This window comes from Actinokineospora iranica, assembly GCF_900101685.1.
In the GTDB taxonomy this organism is placed as follows: Bacteria; Actinomycetota; Actinomycetes; order Mycobacteriales; family Pseudonocardiaceae; genus Actinokineospora; species Actinokineospora iranica.
In genome coordinates this window covers 355,589-372,851 of the sequence record NZ_FMZZ01000005.1, presented here as the reverse complement: position 1 = coordinate 372,851, position 17,263 = coordinate 355,589, and the positions used below count along the sequence as shown (strand labels likewise).

The 17,263-nt window shown below is 72.3% G+C and carries 16 protein-coding genes; 9 read left to right on the top strand and 7 right to left on the bottom strand.

The genetic code is table 11. The features are described from left to right. Positions 1-169: 169 nt before the first annotated feature. From BLS56_RS13600 to BLS56_RS13585, 4 genes are all read right to left on the bottom strand, one after another. Positions 170-2,455 (bottom strand): FtsX-like permease family protein, encoded by a 2,286-nt coding sequence (locus BLS56_RS13600; RefSeq protein WP_091450369.1) that lies wholly within the window; start codon positions 2,453-2,455, stop codon positions 170-172. Continuing rightward, positions 2,452-3,132, bottom strand: coding sequence for an ABC transporter ATP-binding protein (locus BLS56_RS13595; protein WP_091450368.1), 681 nt, complete (start codon positions 3,130-3,132; stop codon positions 2,452-2,454). Before BLS56_RS13595 ends, BLS56_RS13600 begins: the two co-directional genes overlap by 4 nt. After that, positions 3,129-3,653 (bottom strand): PadR family transcriptional regulator, encoded by a 525-nt coding sequence (locus BLS56_RS13590; protein ID WP_091450367.1) that lies wholly within the window; start codon positions 3,651-3,653, stop codon positions 3,129-3,131. Before BLS56_RS13590 ends, BLS56_RS13595 begins: the two co-directional genes overlap by 4 nt. A 62-nt stretch (positions 3,654-3,715) precedes the next feature. Continuing rightward, a complete protein-coding gene (locus BLS56_RS13585; protein ID WP_091450366.1) occupies positions 3,716-4,084 on the bottom strand; it encodes a VOC family protein in 369 nt (122 codons plus the stop codon). A gap of 86 nt (positions 4,085-4,170) precedes the next feature. Here BLS56_RS13585 and BLS56_RS13580 point away from each other — a divergent pair, with 86 nt between their 5' ends. Beyond that, a complete protein-coding gene (locus tag BLS56_RS13580; RefSeq protein WP_228771610.1) occupies positions 4,171-4,656 on the top strand; it encodes a CGNR zinc finger domain-containing protein in 486 nt (161 codons plus the stop codon). Here the strand turns inward: BLS56_RS13580 and BLS56_RS13575 are convergent. Beyond that, on the bottom strand, positions 4,646-5,854 hold the full coding sequence (locus BLS56_RS13575; protein WP_091450428.1) for a DUF445 domain-containing protein: 1,209 nt from the start codon (positions 5,852-5,854) through the stop codon (positions 4,646-4,648). The genes BLS56_RS13580 and BLS56_RS13575 overlap by 11 nt on opposite strands. A 146-nt stretch (positions 5,855-6,000) precedes the next feature. Between BLS56_RS13575 and BLS56_RS13570 the strand changes: the two genes are divergently transcribed. The 4 genes from BLS56_RS13570 (at position 6,001) to BLS56_RS13555 (ending at position 10,252) form a co-directional block, all read left to right on the top strand. Continuing rightward, positions 6,001-7,107 carry a pyridoxal phosphate-dependent aminotransferase gene (locus BLS56_RS13570; RefSeq protein WP_407640513.1) on the top strand — a complete coding sequence of 369 codons (1,107 nt, stop codon included), beginning with the start codon at positions 6,001-6,003 and terminating at the stop codon, positions 7,105-7,107. An 84-nt stretch (positions 7,108-7,191) separates the two neighbouring features. Continuing rightward, a complete protein-coding gene (locus BLS56_RS13565) occupies positions 7,192-7,764 on the top strand; it encodes an RNA polymerase sigma factor (protein WP_091450363.1) in 573 nt (190 codons plus the stop codon). After that, on the top strand, positions 7,761-8,159 hold the full coding sequence (locus BLS56_RS13560) for a hypothetical protein (protein WP_091450362.1): 399 nt from the start codon (positions 7,761-7,763) through the stop codon (positions 8,157-8,159). The genes BLS56_RS13565 and BLS56_RS13560 overlap by 4 nt, the downstream gene beginning before the upstream one ends. Beyond that, positions 8,147-10,252, top strand: a complete 2,106-nt coding sequence (locus BLS56_RS13555) for a CHAT domain-containing protein (protein ID WP_091450361.1) — start codon at positions 8,147-8,149, stop codon at positions 10,250-10,252. Before BLS56_RS13560 ends, BLS56_RS13555 begins: the two co-directional genes overlap by 13 nt. An 87-nt stretch (positions 10,253-10,339) precedes the next feature. Here the strand turns inward: BLS56_RS13555 and BLS56_RS13550 are convergent, their stop codons facing one another. Beyond that, on the bottom strand, positions 10,340-11,401 hold the full coding sequence (locus tag BLS56_RS13550; RefSeq protein WP_091450360.1) for a S8 family peptidase: 1,062 nt from the start codon (positions 11,399-11,401) through the stop codon (positions 10,340-10,342). 241 nt (positions 11,402-11,642) lie between these two features. On the opposite strand from BLS56_RS13550, the gene BLS56_RS13545 reads away from it, so the two are divergent. Then, on the top strand, positions 11,643-12,530 hold the full coding sequence (locus BLS56_RS13545; protein WP_139190667.1) for a hypothetical protein: 888 nt from the start codon (positions 11,643-11,645) through the stop codon (positions 12,528-12,530). Positions 12,531-12,862: 332 nt separating this feature from the next. Here the strand turns inward: BLS56_RS13545 and BLS56_RS13540 are convergent, their stop codons facing one another. Then, entirely contained in the window at positions 12,863-14,446 is a 1,584-nt protein-coding gene (locus BLS56_RS13540; RefSeq protein ID WP_228771609.1) for an aminotransferase-like domain-containing protein, read from the bottom strand. A gap of 61 nt (positions 14,447-14,507) precedes the next feature. Between BLS56_RS13540 and yczE the strand changes: the two genes are divergently transcribed. The 3 genes from yczE (at position 14,508) to BLS56_RS13525 (ending at position 17,261) form a co-directional block, all read left to right on the top strand. Continuing rightward, positions 14,508-15,137: a membrane protein YczE gene (gene yczE, locus BLS56_RS31395; RefSeq protein WP_175482809.1), complete on the top strand. Its 630-nt coding sequence runs from the start codon at positions 14,508-14,510 to the stop codon at positions 15,135-15,137. 86 nt (positions 15,138-15,223) lie between these two features. Further along, complete coding sequence (locus tag BLS56_RS13530) at positions 15,224-16,336, top strand: calcium:proton antiporter (RefSeq protein WP_091450357.1); 1,113 nt, start codon at positions 15,224-15,226, stop codon at positions 16,334-16,336. Positions 16,337-16,901: 565 nt separating this feature from the next. Further along, positions 16,902-17,261, top strand: a complete 360-nt coding sequence (locus BLS56_RS13525; RefSeq protein WP_091450356.1) for a VOC family protein — start codon at positions 16,902-16,904, stop codon at positions 17,259-17,261. The last annotated feature ends 2 nt before the right edge of the window (positions 17,262-17,263 follow it).

Genomic DNA, 17,263 nt, shown 5'->3' with positions numbered 1-17,263 from the left:
CAGACAGGCATGGCGGTCGAGACTGGCTCGCCCACGAGAAATGGCGCTGGCCCACGAGATACGACAACCGCAGAGGACGTGCGCGGTCGGTGCCGGGTCGGTGGGTTTGCGAGGCGGTGATGGCAGGAGCCTGGGGCCGACCCCCAGTCGGCCCCAGGCTCCTGGTCGGTTACTCGGTGCGGAGTGCGTCGAGTCGGGTGGCGCTGCGCAGGAATGGGAGGGTCAGCAGGGAAACGAGCAGGCCGAGTGCCGCCGCCGCGGCCGTCATGATCGCCACGCCGGGCCAGTCGACCCGGAGGAGGTCGGCGGACAGGTTGGTGATCAGGGTGGCCAGGCCGATGCCCGCGGGGACAGCCACCGCGACGCCGAGGGCGATCGGGATGGCGATCTGCCAGAGCAGCGACCTCGCCAGCGCGCCGGTGGGCACGCCGCTCGCGGCGAGGATGGCCAGGGGGCGCCTGCGTTCGCGGATGTGCTCCAGGGCCAGGACCAGCAGGCTGATGCCCCCGAGCAGCAGGGTGAACACCGAACCGACCAGCAGGCCGCGACGGATCGTCAGGTACTCCCGCTGGGATTGGCTGAGCACCGGGGCGTTGTCCAGCGATGACCAGGCCCGCCACCGCAGGGACTGGAGGGCGTTGCGCACATGCTCGGCGGCCTGAGGAACGGCCGGGTCGAGTTGGACGCGGATGGTCGGGTAACCGCCGGGCAGGTCGGGGAGGGCGCCAGGGGTGGCGAGCAGGCCGCCGACGTCGAAGCGGTCGATGGTGGCGGGCGGGAGTCGCCGGGTGCTGGCCGGGTATGTCCACTCGGCGAGCACCTTCGGTTCGGAGCCGCCGTCGTAGTCGACCACGCGCACGGTGCGGCCGGGGAGGAAGCCGTCCGCCTCCGGGGTCATGTAGTGCGGGCTGAACACCTGCCCGTCAACGCAATCGTCGACCGCGTAGACGGACCGCACCGTGTCGCAGTCGGCGACGATGAGGGACTGGCTGCTTTCCCCTGCGGAGAACTGGACGCTGAAGCTCTGAACGGAGCTCACCGCCAGTGTGCCCTCGGCGTTCTTGACGATGCGCTCGGCTTCTTCCGCCACTTCCGGCCCGGCGAAGACCGTCATCGTCACATCGGACGGCACCCGGTGGTCGTCCGGCACGGAGAAAGCCCCAGCCTGCGTCAGCAGCACGGCTTGGAGGGCGACCGCGCCCGCGAGAACCGTCGCCACACCGCCGACGACCCGCGCCGAAGTGCCGCTGTCGAGCTGGAGCCTGCGGATCGCGAGCTGCCAGGACGACGGGCCGCCGCGCAGGCGGCTGACCGTGTGCTCCACCAGGTACGGCAGCAGAATGGGCACGCCCAACAGGATCAGCGTCGCGCCGGTGGCGATGCTGTAGGACCACAGCTGGCTGTTGGCGTCCACGCCGCCGTGCCAGACCAGCAGCACGACGCCCAGCGCGACGACCGCGACCCGCCAGACGAGGCGGCGGCGGACCGGTTTGCTGTGCCGGACGACGCCGAGCGGCTCGATGATCGTGCGGCGCAGCGCGAACTGCGCGGTCAACACCGCCAGCACCGGGACAGCCAGCAGCACGAGCACCGCGAGCCACCACGTCGGCACGATGTCGGCGGGGTACACGCTGACGTTCATCAACTCAACGTCGTCGGCCATCTCCCGCCCGAGCAGGAACAAGGCGCCGCCGAGCAGCAGTCCCGCGAGCGCGCCCACCAGGGTCTCCGCCGCGGCGATCCGACGCACTTGGCCGCTGTCCGAGCCCACCAGCCGCAGCGCGGACAGCCGCCGGTCGCGTTCGGCGCCCGCGATCCGGGTGCTGGACGCGAGGAAGATGAAGACCGGCACCAACAACGCGACCGTGCCCAACAACAGGAGCAGCAGCAGCCCCGGGTCCATGGGCTCCGGTTCCAGGTGCGGGATGCCGAAGGCGTACGCCGTCAGTGGCGCTTCCCGGCCCTGGGGCCCGGCTCCGGTGTAGAGCAGCAGGGCGGTCGGCTTCTCGACGACCGTGTCGCTCAGGGTGCCCACGATCCGCTGCGGGAACCGCTCGCGCAGCAGCGTGTTGGCCGGATCGCCGAGCAGCGCGGCCAGGGCGGGCGAGACGTACATCTCGTCCTCGCCGGGCAGAGTCGCGATCCCGGGCGGTTTCGGCGACGTCGGGCCCTCACCGAGGAGGTAGATGACGTTGACGCGCTTCTCGCCGAACTCGGAGGTCTCGCGCGCGTAGTGGGTGGGGGCGACGCCCGCTGCGGGCGTCGCGTCGGGGAGGTTCGCGTAGGTCCGCTGGTCGCGGGCGTCGAGCACCGGGCCGACCGACGAGGCGAGCAGCAGCACGGCCACCGCGATGCCCACGCCGACCGTGCTGAGCACGAACCGCGCCAGCGAGGTCCGACCGCCCCCGACAGCCAGTCGGACCCCGATGGCGAGGTCGTTGAGCCAGGCCCTCACGGAACCAACTCCACCTGGCGGGTCTTCCCGTCCCGCACGACGACCTCGCGGTCGGAGTACGCGGCCACCCGGGGTTCGTGGGTGACCAGGACGATGGACGCGCCGGTCTCCTTCGCGGTGCTTACCAGCAGCCGCATCACCTGCTCGCCGTTGAGCGAATCGAGTGCGCCCGTCGGCTCGTCGGCGAAGATGACCTTAGGGCCGGTGACCAGAGCGCGAGCGACCGCCACCCGCTGCCCTTGACCGCCGGAGACCTCGCCGGGTCGTTTGTCGGCGATGCCGTCGACTTCCAGCCTGCCCATCCATTCGCGGGCCGTGCTTTCCGCCGTCTTGCGCCGGACCCCGCTCAACCGCAACGGCAGCGCCACGTTCTCCACCAGGGACAACTCAGGCACAAGTTGTCCGAACTGAAAGACGAAGCCGAACTCGCCGCGCCGCAGGGCGCTGCGCTCGCGGTCGGACATCGCCGAGAGTTCCCGTCCCTGGAACACCACCGCGCCCGATTCCGGTGCGACGATGCCCGCCAGGCAGTGCAGCAGCGTCGACTTGCCCGAGCCTGACGGCCCCATGACCGCGACGATCTCGCCGCGGCGGACGGTCATACTCGCGCCGTCGAGAGCGGGGGTCGCGCCGAAGCTCTTACGCAAGTCAGTACCGCTCAGCAGGACGTCGGTCATGACGCCACCTGCTTACCGAGATCGGACAGGCGTGCCGTGGTCAGTTCCAGCCAGCGCAGGTCGGCTTCCAGGTGGAACAGCGCGTGGTCGCAGATGAGCTGGTCGGCCAGGTCGCCGTCGCGTTTGCGCGCGGTCAGCTCGCGCATCGCCTTGAGGTGCGCGACGCGCTGGGCGTCGAGCACGTCTTCGGCGCTGCGGCCGGACATGAGCGCGAGCACGACCTTGGTGTAGAGCGCGCTCTGCAGGTAGATCTGCGGGCTCTCGGGCGTCACGAGCCACTCCGTGACGTCGGTGACCCCGGCGTCGGTGATCGCGTAGCGCTTGCGTTCCGGGCCGCCGCCGGGTTCGACACCGCTTTCCTCCACCAGTCCGTTGCGCAAGAGCCGCGAGAGCGTCGAGTAGACCTGCCCGTAGGCAAGCGGCCGGTCGTGCCCGAAGTGCTCGTCGTAGACGCGCTTGAGGTCGTAGCCATGCCTCGGGCCGGTCTCCAGCAGCCCGAGCAGAGCGTGTCCGATTGACATGCGACGAACTCTACAGCATGTGTATACACACTGCGAATAGGATGCTGAGCTGGACGGATATCTCAGCAGGCGCAGAGGCAGAACGGGTGCCCTGCCGGATCGGCGTAGACCCGGAACGTCTCCGGCTTGTCGTCGAGCAGGCGCGCGCCGAGACCGATGGCGCGCTCGTGGGCGGCCTCCAGGTCGGTCACCGCGAGGTCGAGGTGCAGCATCTGCGGCCGGTCGGCGGCGGGCCACGTGGGCGGCAGGTAGCCCTCGGCCCGCTGGAAGTCGATGCGGCCGCTGTCGCCCTTGATCGAGGCCCAGGAGTTGTCCTCGGCGGGTTCTGGGTCCTCCGGCCAGGCCAGCAGGCTCGCGTAGAAGCGGGACAGGGCGAGCGGGTCGGGGCAGTCGAGCACGATCGCGCCCAAGGTCGGCACAGCGGTGGTCATGTCGCTCCTTCGATCGAGTAACCAGTGTCTTGAGTATGCGAGTTACGACCCGCCACGACAACCGGTATTCGACCTACAGTGGTGTCGTGAGCACTGTCGAAGTGAGCACGGCGCACGACGTGGAGCTGGTTCTCGACTTCCTCAACACGATCGACTTCGAGAAGCGCGCCGACGTGCTCGACGACCCCCTGCTGTGGCGCGCCTGGCAAGCGGAACGCCGCCTCGTCCCCGCCGACGACCTCGCCAGGGTCCGCGCCGTCCGCGCGGGACTGCGCGCCGCGGTAGGCGGGCCGCCCGCGCCGCCGCCGCCCCCGGTCCCGGTCACGGTCGAGCTGGCCAATGGCGCGCCGAGACTGGTGTCCGCCGACGTCACCGGGGCCGTCCTGGCCGCCGCGGCCAGGCTCGCCGTGCTGGACGAGTGGGGGCGGATGAAGATCTGCCCGGCCGACGAGTGCCAGTGGGCGTTCTTCGACCGCTCCCGCAACCGGTCGCGCACGTGGTGCTCGATGCGGGTGTGCGGCAACCGGGAGAAGGCGCGGGCCTGGCGGGAGCGCGCGAAGCTCAGCTCATGAGCTGCGCCGCGGTGTAGATCAGCAGCCCGGCGAGCGCGCCGACGACGGTGCCGTTGATCCGGATGAACTGCAGGTCCCGGCCGACCTGCAACTCGATCTTGCGCGCGGTCTCGTCGGCGTCCCAGCGCTGGACGGTGTCGGTGATCAGCGTGGTGATCTCGGCGCGGTAGTTCAGCACGACGTAGGCCGCGGCGCCCTCGACCCAGCCGTCGGCCTTCGCGCGCAGGGACTCGTCCGAGCGCAGCCGCTCGCCGAGGGTCATCAGGCCCGCGCGCACCCGCGTGCGCAGCTCGCTTGACGGGTCTTCCGCGGAGTCGAGCAGCATCTTCTTCGCCGTCGCCCACGCCGAGCCGATCAGGTTCTGCACCTCAGGGTGCTCCAGCACCTGGTGCTTGACCTGCTCGGCGCGCGCCATGACCTTGGGGTCGTCGCGCAGGTCGTCGGCGAACTCGCCGAGGAACTTGTCCAGCGCGAGCCGCATCGGGTGGTTTACGTCGGTCTTGACGTTCCACGCGAACGACAGCACCTCGCCGTAGACCTTGTCGGCGACAAGAGCGTCCAGGAACTTCGGCGACCACGACGGCGACCGGCCGGACACGACCCCCATGACCTGGGTGTAGTTGTCCTTGACCCACTCGTAGGCCCGGTCGCACATGAGGTCGACCAGCTTGTGGTGCGAGCCGTCCTCGAACACCCGCCCGAGCAGCTTGCCCAGCGGCGGGCCCCACGGCACGTCCACGATCCGCGACACCACGGCCTGCTCCATGACGGCCTGCACGTCCTCGTCGCGCAGGACGGTGACCGCGCCGCGCATGACCGTGGCCAGCTCGGAGGTGACCCGCTCGGCGTTCTCCCGCTCGGCCAGCCACCCGCCCAGCCGGGCCGCGACGCCCACCCGGCGAAGACGGTCGCGGATAACGCTCTCGGACAGGAAGTTCGCGCCGACGAAGTCGCCGAGGCTGTTGCCGAGCACGTCCTTCTTGTTCGGGATGATCGCGGTGTGCGGGATGGGCAGGCCCAGCGGGCGGCGGAACAGCGCGGTCACCGCGAACCAGTCGGCCAGCGCGCCGACCATGCCCGCCTCGGCGGCTGCCTTGACGTAGCCGACCCATCCCGGCGCGCCGTACGACTGCCAGACCGTCGTCAGCACGAAGATGGCCGTCGCGCCGCCCAGGAACCCTAGCGCGACCAGCTTCATCTTGCGCAGGGCGCGCCGCTTCGCCGCCTCGCCGGGAACCGGTGTCAGTTGCTCCACGGTGCCATTCTCCGTGAGGATGCTGTCCCGTGCCCCGAACCTCTCTGGTGCCGCGCCTGCGGCCGTTCACCTCGACGATCTTCGCGGAGATGACCGCGCTGGCCGCGCGCACCGGTGCGGTGAATCTTGGTCAGGGCTTCCCGGACACCGACGGTCCGGCCGGAATGCTTGCCGCGGCGCAGGAAGCGATCGCGTCGGGGATCAACCAGTACCCGCCGGGCCCCGGCCGCCCCGAGTTGCGCGCGGCCATCGCGGCGAGCCGCGCCCGGTACGGGACCGCGTTCGATCCGGACACCGAGATCCTGGTCACCGTGGGCGCCACCGAGGCCATCGCGGCGTCGTTGCTGGCGTTGGTGGAGGCCGGTGACGAGGTAATCCTGTTCGAGCCGTACTACGACTCTTACGCCGCGTCGGTAGCCATGGCCGGGGCCACCCGCAAGGTCGTCTCGCTTGCCGAGGAACCGTCAGGCCGATTCGGTCTAGATGTCGACGCGCTGCGCGCCGCGGTCACGCCGCGCACCCGGGTCGTCCTGGTCAACACCCCGCACAACCCCACCGGCACCGTCCTGACCCGCGCCGAGCTGGAGGCCATCGCGGCGGTCTGCGTCGAGCACGACCTGGTCGCCATCACCGACGAGGTCTACGAGGACCTGCTGTTCGACGGCCGCGCCCACGTCCCGCTGGGGTCGCTGCCGGGCATGGCCGAGCGGACGCTGACCATCTCCAGCGCGGGCAAGAGCTTCAACTGCACCGGCTGGAAGATCGGCTGGGTCTGCGGCCCGGCCGACCTGGTCGCTGCGGTGCGCGCGGCCAAGCAGTTCCTGACGTTCGTGGGCGGCGCGCCGTTCCAGCCCGCGGTGGCCCACGCGCTGCGCGCGGAGTCGGCGTGGGTGGCCGGGCTGCGCGACTCGCTGCAGGACAAGCGGACCCGGCTGTCCGCGGGCTTGGCTGAGGCGGGTTTCGGGGTGCGGGCGGCCGAGGGCACCTACTTCGTCTGCGCCGACGTCCGCCCACTCGGCTTCACCGACGGCCTCCAGTTCTGCCGTGACCTCCCGGAGCGGGTCGGGGTGGCCGCCGTGCCGGTCCAGGTCTTCACCGACGACCCCGACCGCTGGCGCCACCTCGTCCGCTTCGCCTTCTGCAAACGCGACGACGTCCTCGACGAGGCCATCGCCCGCCTGCGCCGACTCGCCTGAGGTCACTCCTTCGAGCGGCACGCGGAGCCCGATCCCGAACGTCCCCGTCTGACCGGCCGGAGGGGGACGAGCGAGGGAGGGCACATGTCGATCGAGTCCGCTGCGGAGCTGATCCGCCGGGCGGCCGACGGCGACCAGGACGCCTGGCGAGCGCTGGTCGACCGCTATTCGGTGATGGTGTGGCGGGTCGCGCGAGCGCACCGGCTCGACCACGCTGACGCCGCCGACGTCAGCCAGAGCACGTGGGTGGCGCTGGCCGAGCACATCGGCGAGCTGCGCGCCCCGGAGCGGCTGGCAGCCTGGCTGTCGACCACGGCTCGCCGGGAGAGCCTGCGCGTGCTCGCGCACCGCGGCCGGGAGGTGCGGGCCGCTGCGTGGCCGGACCGCGCGGACGCCGCGCAGGAGGACCGCTGGCCCGAGGCGACGGCGCTGCGCGGGGCGCGCGACGACGCGCTGTGGCGGGCGTTCGCGTCGCTGCCCGGGCGCTGCCGGGAGCTGCTTGGCCTGCTGGCGTTCGCCCCCGAGCTGACCTACGCGCAGCTCGGGCGGGCGCTGGGGCTGGCGACGGGCAGCGTCGGCACCACCCGAGGCCGGTGCCTGGACGTGCTGCGCCGCAAGCTCACCGCCCTGGGCCTGCCGAGGGAGGCGGCGGGATGACCGACGCCGAACTGCTCGCCGAGCTGGCAGGCCTGCTGGACCGCCTCGACCCGCCGCCGCCCCGGGTGCACGCGGCCGCGGTGCTCGCCGGGGCTTTCCTCGGCGTGGACTGGGACCTGCTCGACCTCGTGCCCCAGCCGTGCGCCGCGGTCCGCGGCGACGGCGCGGTGTGGCGGCGCGGCGAGGACGTGCTGATCGAACTCGGCGCCCGGGTCACCGGCCTGGTCGCGCCGCGGCTGGGCGTGGCACACGCCGAGATCCACTCCCGGGAGGGCGCGCGGGTGCTGCCGGTGGACGAGGTGGGCTGCTTCTCCGGCGACCTGCCGTCCGGCCGGGTCCGGGTCGTGCTGCGCCGTCCCGGCTCGGCTCCGCTGGTGTCGCCGTGGCTGCGGTGACCTGGGCGGCGCGGCACGCCGAGGCCGTCGACCTGCAAGACCGCGGTGAGCCGCTGCGGGCCCGGGTGGCGGCTTCGGCGGCGGTGGGCATGGCCGGTTCGGCCACGCAGCGGGCCGAGTCGCGGCTGGTCCTGGCGTGGGTGTCGCACCAACTCGGCGACCGGGACACCAGCGCCGGGCTGATCGCGCTTGCCCGTCCCGCGCTTACCGAAGGGTCGAGAGCCCGCGCCGACTGCCTTACCGGGCTCATCTTGTGCCAAGACGGCGAACACGCGGCGGCTCTACCGATTCTCGATTCGGCTGTCGACGGTCTTGCCGAGGACCCGCACTGGCAGGCGAACGCTCTGGTGGGCTTGGGCGTCGCCGCCGCTTACCTGCGCCGGTTTACCGTCGCCGACGCGGCTCTATCCCGGGCGCACGCCCTCTACACGGGACTCGGAGAGCACGAGCGGGCATCCACCTGCAAGCACAACCAGGGGTTCGTCGCCGCCCAGTCCGGCGACCTGACCGCCGCCCTGGCCCACTACGCCGCCGCAGGCGTCGACGAACGGCGCAGGCCGGAGACGTTGGTGGACCGCGCGAGCGCGCTGCTGCAAGCCGGGCTCGTCCGGGCGGCGGGGGCTGACCTGGCCAGGGCGGGCGCGCTGCTCGGCGCGGCCGGTCGCGGGCCCGCGTTCGCCGAGGCGACGCTCGCCCACGGCCTGCGCGCCCTGCGGATGGGCGATCTCCGGTCGGCGCTCGGCTCGGCGCGCAGGGCGGCGGACCTGTTCGCCGGGCGGCCGTCCTGGCTGGCGGCGGCCCGCGCGCTCGACCTGCGGACCCGGCTGGCCCTGGGCGAGCGCCCGGCGGGCGTGGCCGAGGCCGCCGACGCCTGCGAACGCGCGGGGCGGCAGGTGGAGGCCGCCGAGTTGCGCCTGGCGGCCGGTCTGCCGGAGTTGGTGCAGGACCGGCGGCACGCGGACGTTCCCGCCCTGCGGGCCCTGGGCTGGCTGGCGCGGGCCAGGGTCGCGAAGACCCGCCGTGGTGTCTTGGCGGCGTGCCGGGCGGGTCTGCGGGGGCCGGTTCCCGAGCCGGAACGCACGGACCTGGCCGCGACCGGCCTGGGCGCGGCGGTCGAGAGCGGGCGGGCGCGGACGGTGTTCGGCTGGATCGAGAGACAACGCACCACCTTTTGCCTGCCAGCGGATAGAAGAGAGCGCCTGTCCGCCGCACTCGGCACGACGACGGCGCTCTGCTTCTTCACTCACGGCGGACAGGTAGGGGCGGTGTCGGTGTCGGCTGGGCGATGGCGGCTGCATTACCTAGGCTCGGAAAGCCCGGTCCACGAGGCCGCCGAATCCCTGCGCCGGGCAGCCGCGCTGACCGCGACCGTCGACCGCTGCGGGGACACGGCGGCGCGCGCCGCCCGCCGACTCGACGCGGCGCTGTTCGGCCCGCTCTCGGCGGTGGCGGGCGACCGGTCGCTGGTGATCGTTCCGACGCCCGGTATGGAAAGCGTGCCGTGGGCCGCGCTGCCCACCTGCGCCGGACGGCCGGTGGCGGTGACGCCGTCGATGGCCTGCTGGCTCGACGCCCGAGCCGTCGAGTCGACTGGCACTCCGCCGGTGTGGATTGCCGGGCCGGGATTGGACCACGCCGAAGCGGAAGTGACCGCGCTGCACCGCAAGCACGGCGGCGTCCTGCTTACCGGCTCCTCGGCAACCAAAGAAGCGGTGCTACGCGCGATAGACAACGCGGGCATCGCGCACATCGCCGCGCACGGCAGGCACCACCCGGACGCGCCGCTGTTCTCCACCCTCGACCTGGCCGACGGCTCTCTCCACAGCCACGACCTGGGCCGCCTGGCACGGCCGCCCCGGCTGACGGTCCTGTCGTCCTGCGAATCCGGCCGCGCCCTCGCCCTGCCGGCCGCGCTGCTCCAGCGCGGCGCCCGGGCGGTCGTCGCCAGCACCGTCCCGGTGCCCGACGCGGGCGCGGCGGCCCTGGTCGGCGCCCTGCACGACCACCTCGCGGCCGGGGCGGACACCGCGGCGGCCCTCGCCCGGGCCCAGTCGACCCACGGCCACCTCGGCTTCATCGCGATCGGCGCGTGAGCACACGCCCGCTCATCAGGCCACCTCACAAGATTCGGTGGCCTCGCGCACGCACGCCGTGTTGATCGTTCGGTGTCGATTGTTCGCTCACGCGCCCGCCACCAACTCGGCTTCAGCGCGGGCCATGGCCACCGCGGCGGCCACCCGCGGCGCGGCGAAGGAGGTGCCGCTCCAGCGGGCCCCACCGTACTCGCGGCCGTCCCCGGTCAGCCGGACATGGCTGCTGACGATGTCCACACCGGGAGCCCAGCGGTCCACCCACGGACCGTGGTTGGAGAACGGGGCGCGCGAACCGTCCGGCGACAGCGCGCCTACCGCGGTCACGGTAGGCAGGGCGGCGGGCCAGAACGGGCGCGTCGTTCCGGTGTTGCCCGCCGCGGCGACCACGGTGGGCCAGTGGGCGAGTTCGCGGGCAAGGACCGGCGGACAGCGGTCGTCAGCGGTGTGGCACCCCGCCGTCAGCAGGAGGACGTCGACCGGATCGGGGCGGACCGCCGAGAGGTGGCGCGCGCGGCGCAGGGTCGCGGCGACAGTGCGGTCGTCGGTCAGGCCCTGCGACGACAAGACCGGGAACTGGCGCAAGGTGGCGCCGGGCGCGTGCGACAGGACCACGCCCGCGACGAAGGTGCCGTGGCCCGCCTGCCGGTCGGGCACGCGGTCGTGGTCGGCGTCGAGGACCTCCAGGTCCCACCGGCCGAACCACGGGCGGCCGACGAACCAGGGATGCGGGTCGATGCCGGTGTCGAGCATCAGCACCGTGACCGGCGGGTCCCACCTCACCCGCGGCGGCTCGGGCGGCAGCGGCGCGGGAACCGGCGCCGCGCCGGTCCCGTGCAGGATCGGGGCGCCGACAAGGACGGTGTGGACGTGGTTGGCGGAGACCGGCACCAGGTCCGCCACCTCCGCGGCGATCCGCACGCAGTCGGCCGCCGCCCCGGGACGCAGGCGCAGGGTGGCGTGCTCGGCCGGGTCCACCGCCTCGATCCAGCGGTCGAGCGCGCGGACGGCCCGGTCCAGGCCGGCGCGGGGAACGAGCAGCTGGCCGCGGCGGACCAGGCACTCCGCCGGGCCGCCGGGGTCGTGCAGGACCAGGTCCGGGCTGCGGTCGGCGAGATCTGCCAGAGAATCCTGGCCGCGTTCGGTGTGCACTGGAACACGGTGTCCCCGAAACGGTGTACTCGCCTGCCAAGAACGGGCAATATCACCCGGTCCAGCGGTTTCCACTGTCGGTGATCATCTCGGCGATCGGCCCACTCACGCGGTGCCGTCACCGTCTTTCCGGGTGGAACGCGCGCGGTTAGGGTGCAGAAGCACGACCGGGTACTGGATAGTGGCCTGGTCACACCGGCTGGTGGGAGTTCGACAACGTGACCGGATGGTGGGTGAGGACGTGACTCGGTCTGCGGACGCGTCGCGCGCCCTGCTCCGGCTCGCCGTCGTGGCGGGGACGCTGCTGGCCGCCTGGGTCGTGGGAGTCCTGCTCGCGGGCTCGGCCAGCGCCCAGGCCGCCCAGCCCGCCGCGCCCCAGCCCGACGCCGAGAACGGCGGCCTGCTCAGCCTCTTCGATGACGCGCTGCCCGGGCTCACCAGCCCGGTGATGCCGCTGACCAGCGGAATCATGGACACCGTCACCGACGTGACCGAGGACGTCTTCGACACCGTCGGCCCGGTGCTGCACCTTCCGGCACCCGAGCCGATCCACATCCCGCCGATCTCGCTGCCGAAGCCGCCCGTGCCGACGCTCCCGACGCCGGACTGGTCGTTGCCCGACTGGCCCCGGCCGGACTGGCCCGCCGCGGACTGGCCGCAGCCGGGCTCGTCGGCCCCAGCCGTGCCGCTCCCGCAGGTGGTCGACCTGCCCGAGACCGTCCCCGCGGCGAAGATCGCGCCCGAACCGGTCGCAGAGCAGGCGCCGGTCGCGGCCGCGCCGCCTGCCGTGGTGGAAGCGGCGGTCGAGGAGCCTGCCGTGATCACGCACCGGTCCGCGCCGCGCGTCCAGCCACAGCGGGACGTCGCGCAGGCGGTCGCCGACGGCCCGAAAGCCGAGTCGGGCGACGCGCCCGCCGCCCCGCGCGCACCGTCCGCGCCGGTGGCGCCCGTCGCGCCAGGACCGACCGCGTCGACGGCCAACGACGGCGGCGGGCTCGCCCGCGTCCTGCACGGTGTGCTCACCGCCCGCGCCCACCTCACCCCGCCCGCCCGGTCGGGGGTCGCCGTGGCCGCGGAGTTCGACCCGCCCTGCGATGTCGCAGGCGTCCACGCGTCGACCCCTGACTGACTCCGCGGCCCGCTGAGACGGGATCGGTCTGCCCATCTCCACCCGCGTGTGTTGGCGCGTGAGTCGTTCCTGGGGACCCCCATTGACCATCTCCATACCCGATCTGCCGACCGCGCCCGGTCAGATCGGGACCTGGCCCCGGCGCCGCGATGCCCCCGCGGCGCCGGGGCTCCCCCTTGGCCGTTCATCCGGTCGGCGCAACGAGGGGCTGCGCCGACCGGCCTGAGTGGCCAGGGTTGAGTGCGCTGGATGGCGAAGTCGGTCCGAAAGGTCCAAACAACTACGCCATCCAGCGCACTGTTTTCTACAGGGTTCAGTAGTGGTAAAGCTAGCTACACCACCGGTATGAGACCGTCGGAACCGACCGACCCAGGCGCACCGGTGATGCCCGCGGCGACCCGCGACAGCCGGAGCACCGCGTCTACCAGCACCGGAGCCGGTAAGGCGTACGGCAGCCGCAGCCACCGCTCCAAACCGCCGTGCACACCGAATCGTGACCCGGGCGCGACCCGCACCCCCGCGTTCTGCGCGGCGACCGCGACCCGCGTCCCGATCGGCGCTGGCAGCCGACACCACAGGCTCAGCCCGCCCTCAGGCAGCTCGAAGGCCCAATCCGGGCAGTGCGTCCGGACAGCCGCGACCAGCGCGTCCCTCGCCTGCCTGGTCACCGCCCGCCGCTCCCGCAGCATCGGCTCCGGATCGGCGTACAACTGGGCCACGACCAGCTGCTCCAACACCGGCGACCCCAGGTCGAACGCGTGCCGGGCCGCGGCGAGCCGCCCGATGACCTCCTCGGGCGCGCGCACCCACCCCAACCGCAGCCCACCCCAGTGCGACTTGCTCACCGATCCCACGGTGACCACCAGATTCGGCGCGAAGGCCGCCATCGGCGGCGGCCCGTCCACCGGGTCGCCCACCAGATCAAGCTCGACCAGCGTCTCGTCGACCACCGCGGGCGTCCGCCCCCGCCGCAGCGCCGCCGCCAACCGCTCCCGCCCGGCGGCGTCCAGCCTGCGCCCCGTCGGATTCTGAAAATCGACCACGAAGTACGCCAACCGCGGCGCCGCCTGCCGCAGCGCCGCCTCCACCCCGTCGAGATCCCACCCCGCGCCCAGCCCAGAACCGCCCAGCCCCAAACCGGCCCCCGCGCAGCCCCCACCCGCCCTGGGGGGTCGGCCCTGCTCCAGGCTACCGGCGGGGGCCGACGATTCCGGGGCGAGCGGGGCCGCCTGTGGATAACTCTCCGGCAGGGGAACGGGCACCGGCACGACATGCGCGGCCCGCATCGTCTCGATCGCGTTCGGGTAAGTGGGCTGCTCTACGAGCACGCGATCCCCGGGCCCGGTAAGCGCGCGCAAGACGAGCGCGAGAGCGTGGTGAGCGCCATTGGTGATCAGCACTTCCTCCGGCCCGGTAGGCAACCCCCGCGCGGTGAACCGGTCAGCGATCCGCTCACGCAGGATGTCCAGGCCGAACTCGTGATAACCGTGCCCCGACAACTCGGCCGCGAACGAGCCGCGCACCGCATCGATCGCGGCGCCGAGCCCGGGGAGCGCGGCGGGAGCGGCACGCGCCAAGTCGATCAGGTGCTCACCGGCCGGTTCGGGCTCCCGGTCACGCGCGGCGGGCAAGGCGGTACGCGTGCCAGATCCGCGCCTGCTCACGATCAGACCGTCAGCCCGCAGCAGGTCCCACGCGGTCGCCACCAGCGTCCGGCTGACGCCGAGCGCCGCGGCCAGCTCGCGCTCGGCGGGCAACAGCGTGCCCGGCGGCAACTGCCCGTCGAACACCAGCAACCGGATGCCCGCGGCCAACCCGGCCGAGCCCTGCCTGCCGCCGTGCTCGCGCCACTCGCCGAGCATACGGACCAATCGCTGGGTGGACACTCGACTGGCTGCGAAGTTCGGCGCGGACATAGGGCCAATTGTCTCAGATTGGCCATCACAGAAATAGCCAATGATGACCCACGATGGCCACATGGCCCTCGACCTGACACCCGTCCCCCTCCGCATCAGCCCCACCCGACGCCTGCCGCACCTGTTCGCGGGCTTGGCGCTCTACGGGGCGAGCATGGGCCTGCAGATAGAGGCGGCCCTCGGGCTCTCACCGTGGGACGTGCTGCACGAGGCGCTGCACCTGCGAACCGGCCTGAGCTTCGGCGCGAACACCGCGATCACCGCCGCCGCGGTGCTGCTGAGCTGGCTCCCGCTGCGGCAGCGCCCCGGTGTCGGCACGCTCGCCAACGTCGCGGTCATCGCCGTCACCGTCGACCTCACGCTGGCCGTCCTGCCGACTCCCGGCGCGCTGGTCCCCCGCATCGCCCTGCTCATCGCCGGGATCGTGCTCAACGGCGCGGCCACCGCCGCCTACATCGGCGCCCGCCTCGGCCCCGGCCCGCGCGACGGCCTGATGACCGGCATCGCGGCCCGCACCGGTTTCCCGATCCGGTGGGTGCGGACCGCGATCGAGGTGACCGTCCTGGCCACCGGCTGGCTCCTCGGCGGCACGGCCGGAATCGGCACGGCCCTCTACGCGCTGGCCATCGGCCCGCTCACCCAGGCGTTCCTGCCCTGGCTGTCCTGGCGCCCCCGATCCGTGCCTGCTTGAACAACCGATGTCAAGGCCCCCGCGCGAGCTGTGGACAACTTTCGGGTCTGTGGATAACTTCCGGCCGCACTCCGCCACCCGCACTAATGTCGACGACTGTGAACGCCACAACCACCACCCAGCCCCTGCCCCGCTGGAGCCTCGCCGTCCCGCCCGCCGCGGTGGCGGTGCTGGCCCTGACGTGGGGGCGCGGCCTCGGGCCCGTGCTGCTGACGCTGGTCTGCCTCGGGCTCGGCGGGGCGGTCGTCGCGGCCGTGCACCATGCCGAGGTGGTCGCCCACCGCGTCGGGGAGCCCTTCGGAACATTGATCCTGGCTATCGCGGTCACGGTGATCGAAGTGGCCCTGATCGTGACGTTGATGGCATCCGGCGGGGAGAGATCCTCCTCGCTCGCGCGGGACACGGTGTTCGCCGCGATCATGATCACCTGCAATGGGATCGTCGGCCTGGCGCTGCTGGTCGGGTCGTTACGGCATCGCGTGCAGGAGTTCCGCGCGCACGCGTCGGGCGGGGCGCTGGCGGTGATCACGGCGCTGGTCACGTTGAGTCTCGTGCTGCCCACCTTCACCACAAGCACGCCGGGACCGACGTTCTCCGGCGCGCAACTGGCCTTCGCCGGGGTGGTGTCGTTGGTGCTGTACGGGGTGTTCGTGTTCGTGCAGACCGTGCGGCACCGCGACTACTTCCTGCCCAAGTCCGCGGCCGACGACCTGGACGAGGACGGCCACGCCGACGCCCCGACGACGCGGACAGCGCTGGCGAGCCTCGGGCTGCTGCTGGTCTGCCTGATCGCGGTGGTCGGACTCGCCAAGACGGTGTCGCCGACCATGGAGTCGGCGGTCGCCTCGATCGGCGCGCCGGTGTCGTTCGTGGGCGTGCTGATCGCGCTGCTGGTGCTGATGCCGGAGACCGTCGCCGCCGTGCGGGCCGCGTTGCGCAACCGCTTGCAGGTAAGCCTGAACCTGGCCCTCGGGTCCGCGCTGGCCAGCATCGGCCTGACCATCCCGACAATCGCCGTGGCCTCGGTCTGGCTGTCTGGGCCGCTGTTACTCGGGCTGGGTCCGACCGAACTCGTGCTGCTCGTGCTGACCGTGGTGGTGAGCACGCTGACGCTGGTCTCGGGGCGGGCGACGCTCTTGCAGGGCACCGTGCACCTGACCCTGTTCAGCGCGTTCCTGTTCCTGGCCGTCACACCATGAGACTCGCCAACACACGATCACCGTTTTCCCTTGGATGCCACGGATATCCGGAGAGGAGGCGAGGCACCGCCCCAGGTAGCAGGACTCGCCTCCGATGAGCAGCGGGACGGGAATCCCGGGACGTCCGTCGAGAATCGGCACGGCAGGCGACATCGAGCGCGGACGCGGCAGGCTCCTGGCCGAGATCGGGTACAGCGCCAGGCCGATACAGCGCCAGGCCGAGAACGGGCGCGGCACGCGGCTGGCCGGGACGGGCGCGACAGGGACCGCGATCGTCTCTTTTCTGGAGCCTGCGCGCCGACTCGACGCGTGGCGGCGTCATGTGCCTGCGGCTCGCCGTCCTGATCAGTCGGCCGGTTGGGGTGTCCGGATTCCGCCGCCCACCACGGGTGGTGGTGAGCGGGGTGCCGCGCGGCGACCTGCCGTGGCGGTGGACGGCGGAGAGGTCCAGCGGTGCTGATTCACGTGTGGCAGGTCCATGCGGGGGATTCCTCGGCCATGCTGTCTGGACGGCCGTGCCTGCTTGAACGTCCAGGTGGACCGCAATCGGAGTGAGGAGCAACGCATGTTGGATCACACCAAGGCATTCAGCGGGTTCTCGGTGAATGACATCGGCAAGGCCAAGGAGTTCTACGGCGAGACGCTCGGCATCCCCCTGACCGAGGAGTTCGGGATGCTGCGCCTGCGCTTGGGGGCGGAGACGCTCGTCTATCCCAAGCCGGACCACGTGCCCGCGACGTTCACGATCCTCAACTTCCCGGTTGCCGATATCGAGGCGGCGGTGGACTGGCTCGGTGAGCGCGGTGTCGTCTTCGAGCGCTACGACGGGGTTGACGAGAAGGGGATCATGCGCGGACGCGGGCCGCTGATCGCGTGGTTCAAGGACCCGGCGGGCAATGTGCTGTCGGTGCTCCAAGCCGACTGAAG

Bases quoted from the DNA above. Each gene is read 5' to 3' on its own strand.
- BLS56_RS13560 (WP_091450362.1), top strand. From the start codon at position 7,761: ATGACCGACGCCGAACTGCTCGCCGAGCTGGCAGGCCTGCTGGACCGC.
- BLS56_RS13540 (WP_228771609.1), bottom strand. From the start codon at position 14,446: ATGTCCGCGCCGAACTTCGCAGCCAGTCGAGTGTCCACCCAGCGATTG.
- BLS56_RS13570 (WP_407640513.1), top strand. From the start codon at position 6,001: ATGACCGCGCTGGCCGCGCGCACCGGTGCGGTGAATCTTGGTCAGGGC.
- BLS56_RS13590 (WP_091450367.1), bottom strand. From the start codon at position 3,653: ATGTCAATCGGACACGCTCTGCTCGGGCTGCTGGAGACCGGCCCGAGG.
- BLS56_RS13530 (WP_091450357.1), top strand. From the start codon at position 15,224: ATGTCGACGACTGTGAACGCCACAACCACCACCCAGCCCCTGCCCCGC.
- BLS56_RS13565 (WP_091450363.1), top strand. From the start codon at position 7,192: ATGTCGATCGAGTCCGCTGCGGAGCTGATCCGCCGGGCGGCCGACGGC.
- yczE (WP_175482809.1), top strand. From the start codon at position 14,508: ATGGCCCTCGACCTGACACCCGTCCCCCTCCGCATCAGCCCCACCCGA.
- BLS56_RS13585 (WP_091450366.1), bottom strand. From the start codon at position 4,084: ATGACCACCGCTGTGCCGACCTTGGGCGCGATCGTGCTCGACTGCCCC.
- BLS56_RS13525 (WP_091450356.1), top strand. From the start codon at position 16,902: ATGTTGGATCACACCAAGGCATTCAGCGGGTTCTCGGTGAATGACATC.
- BLS56_RS13575 (WP_091450428.1), bottom strand. From the start codon at position 5,854: ATGAAGCTGGTCGCGCTAGGGTTCCTGGGCGGCGCGACGGCCATCTTC.
- BLS56_RS13595 (WP_091450368.1), bottom strand. From the start codon at position 3,132: ATGACCGACGTCCTGCTGAGCGGTACTGACTTGCGTAAGAGCTTCGGC.